The organism is Verrucomicrobiota bacterium, from assembly GCA_016871535.1.
Lineage (GTDB): Bacteria > Verrucomicrobiota > Verrucomicrobiia > Limisphaerales > SIBE01 > VHCZ01.
This window is the reverse complement of the sequence record VHCZ01000181.1, coordinates 1-12,583: the sequence shown is the minus strand read 5'-3', so window position 1 is coordinate 12,583 and position 12,583 is coordinate 1. Positions and strand designations below refer to the sequence as shown.

Below are 12,583 nucleotides of genomic sequence, written 5' to 3'. Positions count from 1 at the left end.
CAAAGGCCGCCTGGCTTCGTTGCTCCTCAGTCGAAGATCCAGGGAGGATATTCTCCTTCGTCGCGCCTCGCCATCCGGCCTTTGGCGCGAAAACAGGACCCCGCGGAATTTTCGGACACGCTCTTAAACCCTGAACTGATGCCGCGGCGGACGAAGCGTGCGCTCATTGGGTTGCGGCGGCGGCCGCGCCGCGTTTGACCGTGCTCACCCAGGCCTGATTGTTCAAATACCACTGCACCGTTTCTCGCATGCCCTGCTCGAACGTGTGCGCCGAACTCCACCCCAGTTCTTTGCGGATCTTTGTTGCGTCGATCGCGTATCGGCGGTCGTGACCGGGACGGTCTTTGACAAACGTAATCAGCTTGCGCGAACCGCCGCCGAGTTGAGGCGCCAGTTCATCGATCAAATCGCAGATGAGTTCGACCAACCGGAGGTTCGGCCATTCATTGCCGCCGCCGATATTGTACGTTTCGCCGACTCTCCCGCGCGTGAGCACCTGCCACAAAGCTTCAGTGTGATCACGCACGTACAGCCAATCCCGGACGTTCATCCCATCGCCATAAACCGGAATGGGACGGCGCTCGAGGACGCTCTGGATGACCACGGGAATGAGCTTTTCGGGGAATTGGAACGGACCGTAATTGTTCGAGCAATTCGTAATGACGGCCGGGAGTCCGTAGGTGTGATGATACGCGCGCACGAGCAAATCACTTCCAGCCTTGCTCGCAGAGTAAGGGGAGTTCGGAGCGTACGGAGTCGTTTCCGTGAAATATCCGGTCGGCCCGAGGCTGCCATAGACTTCGTCCGTGGACACGTGATGAAACCGGTTTGGGAGCGAGGCGGACGGTTGACCGCGCGACAGCCAGAATTCGCGGCAGGCTTCCAGCAAGTGGAATGTGCCCACGATGTTGGTATGAATGAAGTCGTCGGGCCCGGTGATCGAGCGATCCACGTGCGACTCCGCGGCCAGGTGCAGCACGTGAGTGATTTCGTAGTGGTTCACCACGCGCCGCACGGCGGTCTTGTCTCGGAGATCGACTTTCTCGAACACATACTTCGAGTGCGACGCAACTGCGGTGAGGTTCGCCAGGTGACCGGCGTAAGTCAGGCAGTCGAGATTCACCAGACGTTGAACTTCCGGTCGGTCAATCACATGTTGAACGACATTCGAGCCGATGAAGCCGGCGCCGCCGGTAACGAGCACATTCATGTTCGGAACATCTCTACCCAAATTTTCTGTTGCGTCCAGCGGACTCTTTCGCCGCAATGCATTTCTGTCTTGTGGGATCGCGGGAGTCTGCGGTTCAATCTCGCGTCCATGGACGCGGACGAGAACCATCGCTCACCACAGCGCTCTGATCGCATCCGAACGCCGGCGGCTTACAAGATCTGCGAGGGCGTTTCGGGATCTCTGATTTGCGTCGCGATTGTTTTCACTCCCTGGGCGTTTGGCACGACGCAAGATTGGTCGGTCTGGACGATGAATGTCCTCTGCTGCCTGCTCGGGGCGGTTCTCGTCGCGAAGTGGTTGATTCGGCGGCAGACAGCTTACAAGCCGGCGCGTTGGGGTGAAGCTAGAGAGATTGGGGGAATTCGACTGGAATCTCCGGGACAACGAATCGCGCGCTATCTGACGGTGAGCCTCGCGGCGATGTCGGCGGTTTTGCTGGCGTATTGCCTGGCGAGCGTCTGGAACGCGCGCGCCACGTATCTTCCTCTGGAGAATCGCTTCGAGTATCACGACTACATCGCGTGGCTGCCGCACACTTACAACCGGACCGCCACTTTGAATGCTTTCTGGCAGTATCTGGGTTTGGCTTTCTTCTTCTGGGCGACACGCGATTGGCTCTTAGGCAAGACCAGTCGAGAGCGCCGAGAGGCGGCAGAGGACAGGCGAGGGGACTCCGGCGAGAGACGGCGAGGACAAGGGGAACGACGAACGACGAGCGTTGAGCGCTCATGGCGCACGGAAGGCGCGGAGGCTGAGAACGAAGCACCGGAGTCCGAATCTCGGACCGTCGAAGGACACGCGGTCGCCGGGCCCCGCGGTTCCACGCTTCCACGCTTCCACGCTTCCACGCTCCCCGCCCGCTTACGCTTGTTGCTTTGGGTGCTTTGCATCAACGGCGCGGCTCTCGCGCTGGAAGGAATTCTGCAACGGCTCGATGGGACGAATAAGTTGCTGTGGCTTGTTGTTCCTTATTTCAACAACGTTGCCGAGGCTCAATTCGGCCCCTATGCTTATCGGTCCAATGCCGCCACCTACCTCAATTTGATCTGGCCGGTCTGCCTTGGTTTTTGGTTGATGCTGCGCAACTCGTCCACTCGAATGCGAATGGTCGCTCAACGCATTGGCGGCGGAAGCTACATGGTTCTGCTGCCATGCGCGGTGGTCATGGCGTCGGCTCCTATTATTTCGACCAGCCGGGGCGGCGCTTTGATCGCGCTGGCCGCAGTGCCCGTGGCTTCGGGAATTGTTTTTTTTGCAGCGCGGCGCGAACGCGCGTTGGTTCGGGCCAGCATGCTCACCTTGTTCCTCGTCATCCTGGGTTTCTCAACCTTCCTGGGTTGGAAGGACCTCGCCCTTAGATTAGAAAACATGTTTTCGGATAACATTGGCGGCAGGATGCAGATTTACGATAACTGCCGCGCTATTGCCGAGCAGTTTCCTCTACTTGGGACTGGTCCGGCGTCGTTCCCGGCTATCTACCAATTGTACAAAGAACCGAATCAGGTTTGGGAGGCGTACCTGCATGACGATTGGCTGGAGACACGCATCACGTTTGGAGGGCTCGGATTTGGGTTGATCCTGCTTATGCTCGCCGTCGTCCTGCTTCGATGGTCGGCGCCGAACGGGATCCCGGCGCCCTGGGAATTCCCGGCGTGCATCTGGCTGGCGATGGTTGGCTGCCTGATCCACGCGAAGTTCGATTTTCCACTGCAAGTCTATTCCATCCATTTCCTGTTCCTCCTTTTATGCTCCATCGCTTTTTGTCTGGCGCGGAAGTAAGCTGGGGGGCGAAGTCCCCGGTAAAAGAAAGGGCGCGTGATGTCCGATCGCCAGCGTTCCGGGTGGAAATCCTTGCCCTGGCAGTTTTGGTGACAACCACAGGATGCCAGAACCCGGGCACGCAGTTCTATCCCCTTGGCATCTATTCTGTGCCTGGAAAAGAACTCCCTGCCATTCGGAGGGCAGGCTTCAATCTTGCCACGGGTCCGGCTGAGCGAGCCTTCCTGGACGCCGCGCAGACTGCGGACCTCAAAGTCCTGGCTTCACTGCCCACCCCTGCCGGGCCGAAGTTCAATGCTCTGGCCGTGCGCCGCGCGGTGGGAGCATTCGATTCCCATCCTGCGCTGTGGGGTTGGTATCTGATCGACGAACCCGATGTGGGCAAGGTCTCGCCCGATGAGGTCAGAGCGGCCCAGCGATTCATCGAATCCATACCGGCCCGAAAACCCACCGCGCTGGTGATCTACCAGGGTCCCACGGCCCTCGATTACGCGAACATCGCGGACATTACCATGATCGACCGGTACCCGATTCCCTGGCTGCCTCTCGCGAACGTTCCGCAGCACGTGCGCATGGTGCGGCTGGCCTTGGGGAAGAAGAAACCTCTCATTGCCGTGATCCAAGCATTCGATTGGAACGCGTATCGTGAGGAACTGCCGGGCGAACAGAATCTCCGTCCACCCACCTACGAAGAATTGCGCTGCATGACTTATTGCGCACTCGCGCAGAGAGCGACCGGTTTGCTATATTATTGTTTTGCGTCGGGCGCCTGGAGAATCACTGAACATCCGGAAGTGTGGGATGCTCTAAAAAAAGTCGTGGCCGAGGTGAACGAACAGTTGCCGCTGTTCCAGGCCGAGCACCTTTGGTGGCCGCGCAGCCATCAATTTGGCAACCCGGCTATTCGCTTCAACGAAGCTCTGGACAGCAGCATCACTTCCGTCTTGCTCCGGGTGAAGCGCGGCAACGCCGCCGTTCCGCCCGGCAACTATGTCCTGGCCGTTAACAACACAGACAAGGCGCATACCTACAGTTTCTCGCTGCCGAAGCCGCGCCCGCGTGCCGAGAGAACAACCGATCAGCGATTCACAGCCAAATCCGGGGACTCTGCCATCGGCATTATTGAAGTCCTGGGCGAAGACCGATTTGTCGCCTTTTTGGACGGTTGGGTAACCGACTCGTTTGAGCCTTATGCCGTGCATGTGTACGGTCCACTCCCCCATCTACGCTCTCCCAAAGAGAGATTCACTGTCAGACCACCGGGGAGTCGCCACTGAGAACAATGAAGGAGAGGCAAAGCGGTTAATTTGGCGTCTCGCGACGATTCCAAAGATAGAGTGCAACTCTGCCCTACAGCCAGGAAGGACCGAGGCATGATCTGCCCATCGTGAATCTGCTTGTTTCCAGTCGCCCTCTCTCGCTAAGAATGCCGAGTGGGCAACACCCCCAAAACACGATTGGGCATTCTCGGCTCCGGCAAAGGCTCGAATATGGTCGCCATCGCCGAAGCGTGCGCGAGCGGCCAGTTCCCCCTGGAAATCGCCCTCGTGCTCAGCGATGTCGAGCACTCCGGCATTCTGGCGCGCGCGCGCGAACGCGGGCTTCCCGCGCAATTCATCGCGCCGGGAAAATTTCGCACCAAGCTGGATGAGGAAGCCGAGCGCCAGTACGTCCAGGCCTTGCAAGCCGCCCGGGTCGAGCTGGTCGCGCTGGCGGGATTCATGCGAATTCTGAAGGGCGACTTTCTCCGGGCGTTTCCCCAGCGCGTCGTGAACATTCATCCTTCCGTGCTTCCTGCTTTTCCCGGTCTCGAATCCTGGCGCCAGGCGCTCGATTACGGAGTCAAGGTCACGGGCTGCACTGTCCACCTCGCCGATCCAGGCATCGACACGGGGCCGATCCTCGCGCAACAAACCGTGCCGGTGCTGGACGACGACATACCGGCCACGTTGCACGAACGGATTCAGCAGGCGGAACGAGTCCTGTATCCCGCGACGCTCGCCGCGCTGGCTCAAGGAAAAATTCGCATCGCTGGGCGGCGCACATTCCGGATTGCTCCCGCCAGGAGTTGACGGCACTTTATCCCGCTTGATTGACACGCGCATGAAGAACAGACGCATTTTGCGATTTGGTTTGCCCAAGGGCAGTCTGGAGCAGGCCACGCTTGAAAAGATGGCCAAAGCCGGATTCAACATCCAGGTCAGCTCGCGTTCGTACATCCCTTACGTCGATGACGAAGAACTGGAAGTCCGGCTGATTCGCGCGCAGGAAATCAGCCGCTACGTCGAGCACGGCTATCTCGATTGCGGCATCACCGGCCACGACTGGATCACCGAGAATGGCTCCGACGTTCACGAAGTCGGCGAATTCCTGTTCAGCAAAGCGACCCGCCAGCCGGCGCGCTGGGTCCTGGCCGTGCCGGAGAATTCGCCGATCCGCTCCGTCAAAGATTTGCGCGGAAAACGAATCGCCACGGAACTCGTCCAACTGACCCGCCGGCATCTGCGCAAGCACGGCGTCAAAGCCGAAGTCGAGTTTTCCTGGGGCGCCACGGAGGTCAAGGCCCACGAATTGGTCGATGCGATCGTCGAGCTGACCGAGACCGGATCTTCGCTGCGCGCGAACAAACTTCGGATTGTGGATACGCTGCTGGTTTCGACGCCGCGTCTGGTGGCGAACCACACGGCGTGGAAGAACAAATGGAAGCGGGAGAAAATCGAAAATCTGGCGCTCTTGCTCCAAGGCGCGCTGGAAGCCGAAGCGAAGGTCGGGCTGAAGATGAACGTGGCGGCAAGGAATCTCGGCCGGCTGCTGCAAGCCCTGCCCGCCTTGCGCAATCCCACGGTGTCCAATCTGAGCCAGACCGGTTGGGTCGCGGTCGAGACGATCATTGACGAACACGTCGTCCGGGAATTGATTCCCCGCTTGAAAGCCGCCGGGGCCGAAGGAATCATTGAGTATCCGCTCAATAAAGTTGTATATTAGCGCCTGACAACAAACTCCAATCTATGGGATCACTGAAAAAGCGACGCAAAGCGAAAATCAACAAGCACAAACGCCGAAAGCAACTTCGCGCCAATCGCCACAAGAAGCGCACCTGGCAGAAGTAGCGCTGAAATCGCGCGAAACAGAATTGGACTTCCTGGCGCGGCGCTGTTCGAGACCCGAGCAGCGCGGCACTTTTTGTTTCACACTTCCATGCAAGAATTCTTCCGTTGGGTTGGTTTGGCCACCGCATGCGGACTGCTTGCGACGGGCTGCGCGACCTCCTCCCCCCGTCCGGCAGCAGCCTCGGCCACGACGCCCAGATTGGCCGCGCCTCACGCGAAGGCCGCCAGCGTCTCCAGGCCAAAACCGGAAGCGGACGAGGAAATCCCCATCCAGGCCCTCGCGCACTACGCCGCGGGGCTGGCGCATGACTTGGGCGGCGAATCGGATCAGGCGCTCGAGGAATACACCGCATCTGCGCTCGCCAATCCGGCCCACGAACCCGTCGTCGTCGAGGCCGCGCGACGCTGCCTGCGCGCGCGCAAGACGGACAAAGCCATCGAAATCCTGCTCAAATCCACGGCGTCTCCGGCCGCGTCCGGATCGCTCTACGGCTGGCTCGGATTGGCGTACGGGCAGGCCGGCAAGACCGATCTCGCCATCCGCGCCAATCGCGTCGCCATTAAGAAGCTGCCGCGTTCGTTGCCGGCGTACCAGAACCTCGCGCAAATCCATCTTCAAAACCATCAGACCAACGAAGCGCTGCGCGTGCTGAACCAGGCGGCGCAACAGCCGTCGGTCGAAGCGGCGTTCCTGGTCGAACTGGCCGAACTCTACGCTCGCTTCAGCAAGCTGAAAAACCTGAGCGACGATTCGGTCAAGGATCGCGCGCTCCAGTCGCTGGATCGCGCGGCCAAACTCAATTCCTCCAATCCCGTGACCTTGCAGAAGCTCGCGGATGGTTATCTGGAACTGGGCGCGTTCGCCAAGGCCGAGGAAGGCTACTCCCATTTGCTCAAGACGTATCCGCAACTTTCTTTCATCCGCGGCAAGCTCGCCGACCTCTACATTCGCATGGGAAGAAAGGACAAGGCCGCCGAGCAGCTCGAAGCCATCGCGCGCGCCGAGCCGGCCAACGCCCGCACGCTGGCTTTCCTCGGTTCGCTGGCGCTGGAGGAAAACAAAGTGGACGAAGCCGTGCGGCACTTCGAGAGCGCGCTGGTGCTGAGTCCGGACCTGGAGAACGTCTATTACGAACTGGTCGCCGTCAAAATCATCCACCAGAAAAAATCCGAAGACGCGCTGGCGTTGCTGGGCAAGGCCCGATCCCGATTCAAGCCCGGTTTCGCGATGGAGTTTTATTCGGGCCTGGCCTACTCCCAGTTGAAGAAATACGGCGAAGCCGTGAAATACTTCACCTCGGCCGAATTGATCGCGAAAACGGACTCGCCGAATCGGCTGACCCATCCCTTCTACTATCAGCTCGGCGCCGCCTGCGAACGGAATGGCGGTCTGGAGCAGGCGGAAAAACATTTCCAGAAATGCCTTGAACTCGATCCGGATTCCGCCGATGCCATGAACTACCTCGGTTACATGTGGGCGGAACGCGGCCTCAAACTGGAGCAAGCCCGCGTCCTGATTCAGCGGGCCGTGGAACTGGAGCCGAACAATGCGGCCTTCCTCGACAGCCTGGCCTGGGTGCTTTTCAAACTGAACCAGCCCAAGGAAGCGCTCACGTACATGCTGCGCGCCATCGAAAAATCCGATGAACCCGATGCCACGCTCTACGATCATCTGGGCGACATCTACGCCGCGCTCGAAGAACCGGAGCGGGCGCGCGAGGCCTGGCAGAAATCTCTCGGCGTTGAACCGAACGACAAGATCAAAGAAAAGCTGGGCGGCAGTGCGCAGTGATCGGTTGTCAGTTGTCAGTTGCCAGTTGTCAGTGAAATAAGCGTTGATTCGAGGCAGTTATCGGTTTGTTTTCAGACTTAGAATTCCAAACCACGGTCATGGCCTTTCGATACAGCAAACATTACACACGCGACGAAGCCCGGGCCTTGTTGCCGCAGATCAGCGCTTGGCTGGATCAACTGGTCAAGCTTCGCGGCCAGCTTCAAGAATGCGATCGGAACATCCGCGCTCTGACCGCTCAGGGCCACGACGTGGGAGGCGAACCGGTCAGTCGTTGGCTGAAGACGGTTCGCGAGACGCAGGCGGTTCAGGCCGAATTTCAGAAGCGAGAGATTCTGATCAAAGACCTCGATCGCGGCCTGATTGATTTCCCGGCCTTTGTCGCCGGCCAGGAGGTTTTTCTTTGTTGGGAGAAGGACGAAGAAGACATCGATTACTGGCACGACCTGACTTCAGGCTACAGCGGGCGGGAGAAACTGTAGGACGGCTGCACTCGCCCTCGCCCAGCGGGAGAGGGTTTGGGGGGGCGCGGTCCATTCGAAGGTCGTTGATTTGCGCAACGCCTTCACCCTCACGCTATCCCTCTCCCTCGAATGGTTACATGCGCCGGAAGCTGGAGATCGCGCGCATGTATTGGGCGCGCTCGAAGGCGCTCGGATCCGGACAGTTCTTCTGGCTCATGCTCCCCTGCAACTGCGCGACTGACTCGTATTCGTGCTCCTCCATCCAGTCGGTTATTTCCTTTTCGATGGCCGTCAGATGCGGGATGCCCCGCCGCAACAACACCGAACAAAGCATGGTGACATCCGCGCCGGCCATCAGCATTCGCAAGGCGTCGGTGCCGCGATGAATTCCGCTGGTCGCCGCCAGGCTGGCGCCGACGTGATCGTACAGGATCGCGATCCACCGGAGGGGCAGCCGCATGGCCATGGGCGTGCTCAGGAGCACACTCGGGACGACTTCCAATGTCTCCAGCTCGATGTCGGGCTGGTAAAAGCGGTTGAACAGAACCAGGCCGTCCGCGCCCGCCAGGTCGAGCTTCTTCGCCATGTGAGCGAAGTTGGTGAAGAACGGGCCGAGTTTGACCGCAACCGGAACTGTCACCACGGACTTCACCGCGGAAAGGATTTCCAGGTAAGTCTTCTCGATTTCTGCGGCGCTTAACTCCGGGTCGGTCGGGATGCTGTAAATGTTCAACTCGATCGCGTCCGCGCCCGCCTGCTCCATGAGCCGGGCGAAATCGATCCAGCCGCCCAGGGTCGAACCGTTCAGGCTCGCGATGATCGGGATGCGGACCAGCTCCTTGGCCTTGGCGATGTGGCGCAAGTAAGCTTCGGGGCCGACGTGAAATTCCGCTGGCTGCGGGAAGTAGGAGAGCGCTTCCGGATAGCTTTCCGCGCCGAAGGTCATGTAGTGGTGAAATTCAAAGCGCTCGTAACGGATTTGTTCCTCGAACAGCGAATGGAGCACGACGGCGGCCGCGCCGGCGTCTTCGAAGCGTTTGATGTTCTCCACGGTTTCGGAAAGCGGAGAAGCCGAGGCCACGAGCGGCGTGCGCAGATTCAGGCCGAGGTATGTGGTGGACAGATCCATATTGCGTCGTGGACTGATCGCGCGCGTCTGGTAAGGCGCGCGTCTGGCCGGGCCGACAGTGCGTTTCCCCTCACCCCGGCCCTCTCCCCTGGGGAGAGGGGGAATCGATCTCCACATCGGGGATGAGGGCCCGCGTCGAATTTGTCTGATGCAGAGTATGGGTTTCCCTCTCCCCGGGGAGAGGGCCAGGGTGAGGGGAAGCGCGGCGTGCGAATGCTCGGCGATCCAAAGGGCTGGCCTGGAGCTTCACACGTCGGCATGCGCTTCGGTGGATTTCGCATTGGGGGAATCGTTGGCGGGTTTCGGTTTCACGCCCGGCTCACTCGCCGTTTTCCACGGCCGCGCGGCCAGGTATTGAAACAGGTGCCAGCGGGTTTCGGCGTCGATTTGCGCTTGAGTGAACAATTCCTTTGCGACTTCGGGTTTGCTCTGCGTGAGCATCCGGAATCGGTTCTCCATTTGAAAATAATCCTGCACTTTTCCCTTCGGCGCGGGCGAGTCCAGTTGCAGCGGATTCTCGCCGTTCCTCGCGCGGTCGGGATGATAGCGATAGAGAAGCCACTGGCCGGTGTTGACCGCGGCCTTCTGGTTTTGCAGCGCGGTCGCCATGTTAATGCCGTGCGCGATGCAATGGCTGTAAGCGATAATCAACGAAGGGCCGTCGTACGCTTCGGCTTCCAGGAAAGCCTTGACCGTATGCTCGTCCTTGGCCCCGAACGCGACCGAGGCCACATAGATGTTGCCGTAAGTCATCGCGATAAGCCCCAGATCCTTTTTCGCGGCCGGCTTGCCGCCGGTGGCAAATTTGGCCACGGCTCCGCGCGGCGTCGATTTGGACATCTGGCCGCCCGTGTTGGAATACACTTCCGTGTCGAGCACGAGAACCTTGACCTTGCGCCCGCTCGCCAGAACGTGGTCCAGGCCGCCGTACCCGATGTCGTAGGCCCAGCCGTCCCCGCCGACGATCCAGACGCTTTTGCGCACGAGCGCATCTGCAACACCCAGGAGCCGGCGGGCTTCTTCGGAATTCAGGCTTTCGAGCTTGGCCTTCAATTCGGCGACGGCCAGGCGCTGTTCGTGAATGGCCGCCTCGTCCTTTTGGTCGTTCGCGAGAATTTGCTGCACCAGAGTTTCGCCCACGGTCCAGGAAAGCGGTTCGAGTTGTTCGCGGGCCAATTCCATTTGTTTGTCCAGGGAAACTCGAAAGCCCAGGCCGAACTCGGCGTTGTCCTCGAACAGGGAGTTGCACCACGCCGGACCGCGGCCCGCGGCGGTTTGGGTCCAGGGCGCAGTCGGCAAGTTCCCTCCGTAGATCGAGGAGCAGCCGGTGGCGTTCGCAATGATCAATCGCTTCCCAAACAACGCGGACAGCAGGCGCAAGTACGGCGTTTCGCCGCACCCGGCGCAAGCGCCCGAGAACTCAAACAACGGCGTCAGGATCTGCTGCTCCCGCACGCTGGCCACGTGGACGCGATGCCGCTCGCGCTCCGGGATGCCGAGGAAGAAATCCCAATTCCGTCGTTCGGCGTCCCGCAACGGAACCTGGGGCCGCATGTTGATCGCTTTGAGCCGCGCCTCGGACTTATTCCGCACCGGACACACATCCACGCAGAGCGCGCAACCGGTGCAATCCTCCGGCGCTACCTGCAAGGTGTATTTGAGTCCGCGCCAATCCGGATGACGGGCATCGCGCGATTTGAAGGTTTCCGGCGCCGCCGCCAGAGCCGTCGCTTCATAGACCTTGCTGCGGATGACCGAGTGAGGACAAACGAAGACGCATTTCCCGCATTGAATGCAAATGTCAGAATCCCAAACGGGAATCTCCAGCGCCAGATTGCGCTTTTCCCAGCGGGCCGTGCCGGTCGGAAACGTGCCGTCACAAGGCAGCGCGCTCACCGGCAGTCGTCGCCGCGCCCGGCGAGAATCGGGCCGACGACCTCCTGCACGAAGCGCGGCGCCGCTTTGGGGAACGGCGAGCGAGTTTCCGTCGCGCATTGCGGAGCCGGACAGCCCTGGCTCGCCGCTTCCAGGCGGGAAGGGCCTTTCTCAATTTCGGATTTGAGATTTGAGATTTGAGATCTAGCGCCAGGGTCTGCGCCGGAACCCCGCTCTGCGTCCGCCGGCACTTCGACGCGGTGCAGGTGCGCGAGCGTGCCATCCACGGCTTTCAGGTTCATCTCCACGATCTCCGGCCCCTTTTTCGCGTAGGTCTTGCGGATGGAGTTTTTGATGGCCTCAATCGCTTCCTCGCGCGGCAACACGCCCGAGGCGGAGAAGAAACACGCTTGCATAATAGTGTTTTGTTCGATCGACAGGGTGTGATTGAAGTCCGGCATGAGCGATTTCCCCTCGCGTGAGACCGTCTCCGGCTTGTAACTGGCCGCGAGCTTGAACGACGGATCGAGGATCGAGACCGCCAGTTCGCCGCGCGTTTTGACGCGGTAAAACTGCCCGCCGAGCACCACCTGGGGCGCATCCGCCTTTTCCGGAGCGGGCAATTCCACGCCGTCCACCGGGTGGCAGTTGTAGCATTTCAACGAGACGAACGCCGCTTTGCCTTTCGCGACATCGCCATCCGGGAGGCGAAGCCCGCTCGCAGATTGAAGGGCGGGTTCACAACCGGCTGAAAGCAGCAGGCACAATCCAGTCAGACCAACGCAAAGACGCTGCATAAAGACGCTCCTTTCTTATCGGGGTCATAAACTTTGCAGTACCCCTCGGCCCGGCCAAGGGGCTGCGCTGCCCGTCAATTGGCAAACGCTGCGCTCAAATTGCTCCACGACTGAAGTCTGAAGCGGCAACCGCGAATGAATGCGTAGCGCGCGCACTAACCCCGATTCCATATTCGCGTCTATTCGCGGTGGCCAAGCGCCACACGTCAGGCCGCCGATGCCTGCACGGGAACGGCATCAGGAGCACACTCCGGGAATGCGTCCTCCCTCTTTTGCCTAAGTGGTCCGTTTCGTAAATACGCTCACGTTCGTTGCGCCCAATTTGGCCTGGGGCAAGGCGCGACGAGCGAGCATCCCCCGCCAGTGGGGCTGTGACCGAGGAGCAACGCAGCCCCAGGCCAAATTG

General features: G+C 60.1%; 11 protein-coding genes. 7 read left to right on the top strand and 4 right to left on the bottom strand.

All coding sequences use genetic code 11. The features are described 5' to 3' along the window. Window positions 1-163: 163 nt before the first annotated feature. A complete protein-coding gene (gene rfbB / locus FJ398_19810) occupies window positions 164-1,210 on the bottom strand; it encodes a dTDP-glucose 4,6-dehydratase (protein ID MBM3840167.1) in 1,047 nt (348 codons plus the stop codon). Here rfbB and FJ398_19805 point away from each other — a divergent pair. The 7 genes from FJ398_19805 to FJ398_19775 all read left to right on the top strand — a co-directional run bounded on the left by FJ398_19805 (window position 1,154) and on the right by FJ398_19775 (window position 8,394). Beyond that, the gene (locus tag FJ398_19805; GenBank protein MBM3840166.1) at window positions 1,154-3,010 is read left to right on the top strand and encodes an O-antigen ligase family protein; all 1,857 of its coding nucleotides are present in this window, start codon (window positions 1,154-1,156) and stop codon (window positions 3,008-3,010) included. The two genes, rfbB and FJ398_19805, sit on opposite strands and share 57 nt — an antisense overlap. An 86-nt stretch (window positions 3,011-3,096) precedes the next feature. Then, window positions 3,097-4,287 carry a hypothetical protein gene (locus FJ398_19800; GenBank protein ID MBM3840165.1) on the top strand — a complete coding sequence of 397 codons (1,191 nt, stop codon included), beginning with the start codon at window positions 3,097-3,099 and terminating at the stop codon, window positions 4,285-4,287. A 213-nt stretch (window positions 4,288-4,500) separates the two neighbouring features. Next, complete coding sequence (locus FJ398_19795; protein MBM3840164.1) at window positions 4,501-5,082, top strand: phosphoribosylglycinamide formyltransferase; 582 nt, start codon at window positions 4,501-4,503, stop codon at window positions 5,080-5,082. 31 nt (window positions 5,083-5,113) lie between these two features. Next, window positions 5,114-5,995, top strand: coding sequence for an ATP phosphoribosyltransferase (locus FJ398_19790; GenBank protein MBM3840163.1), 882 nt, complete (start codon window positions 5,114-5,116; stop codon window positions 5,993-5,995). A gap of 23 nt (window positions 5,996-6,018) precedes the next feature. After that, window positions 6,019-6,120, top strand: a complete 102-nt coding sequence (locus tag FJ398_19785; protein ID MBM3840162.1) for an AURKAIP1/COX24 domain-containing protein — start codon at window positions 6,019-6,021, stop codon at window positions 6,118-6,120. Between the two features lie 88 nt (window positions 6,121-6,208). Beyond that, window positions 6,209-7,912, top strand: coding sequence for a tetratricopeptide repeat protein (locus FJ398_19780; protein MBM3840161.1), 1,704 nt, complete (start codon window positions 6,209-6,211; stop codon window positions 7,910-7,912). Between the two features lie 98 nt (window positions 7,913-8,010). Then, window positions 8,011-8,394 (top strand): DUF2203 family protein, encoded by a 384-nt coding sequence (locus FJ398_19775; GenBank protein ID MBM3840160.1) that lies wholly within the window; start codon window positions 8,011-8,013, stop codon window positions 8,392-8,394. A 115-nt stretch (window positions 8,395-8,509) separates the two neighbouring features. Here FJ398_19775 and FJ398_19770 read toward each other — a convergent pair whose 3' ends face one another. The 3 genes from FJ398_19770 to FJ398_19760 all read right to left on the bottom strand — a co-directional run bounded on the left by FJ398_19770 (window position 8,510) and on the right by FJ398_19760 (window position 12,177). Further along, complete coding sequence (locus FJ398_19770) at window positions 8,510-9,505, bottom strand: dihydroorotate dehydrogenase-like protein (GenBank protein ID MBM3840159.1); 996 nt, start codon at window positions 9,503-9,505, stop codon at window positions 8,510-8,512. Window positions 9,506-9,751: 246 nt separating this feature from the next. Beyond that, window positions 9,752-11,500 carry a 4Fe-4S dicluster domain-containing protein gene (locus FJ398_19765; protein ID MBM3840158.1) on the bottom strand — a complete coding sequence of 583 codons (1,749 nt, stop codon included), beginning with the start codon at window positions 11,498-11,500 and terminating at the stop codon, window positions 9,752-9,754. Further along, complete coding sequence (locus FJ398_19760; GenBank protein ID MBM3840157.1) at window positions 11,398-12,177, bottom strand: hypothetical protein; 780 nt, start codon at window positions 12,175-12,177, stop codon at window positions 11,398-11,400. The genes FJ398_19765 and FJ398_19760 overlap by 103 nt, the downstream gene beginning before the upstream one ends. Window positions 12,178-12,583 lie beyond the last annotated feature (406 nt).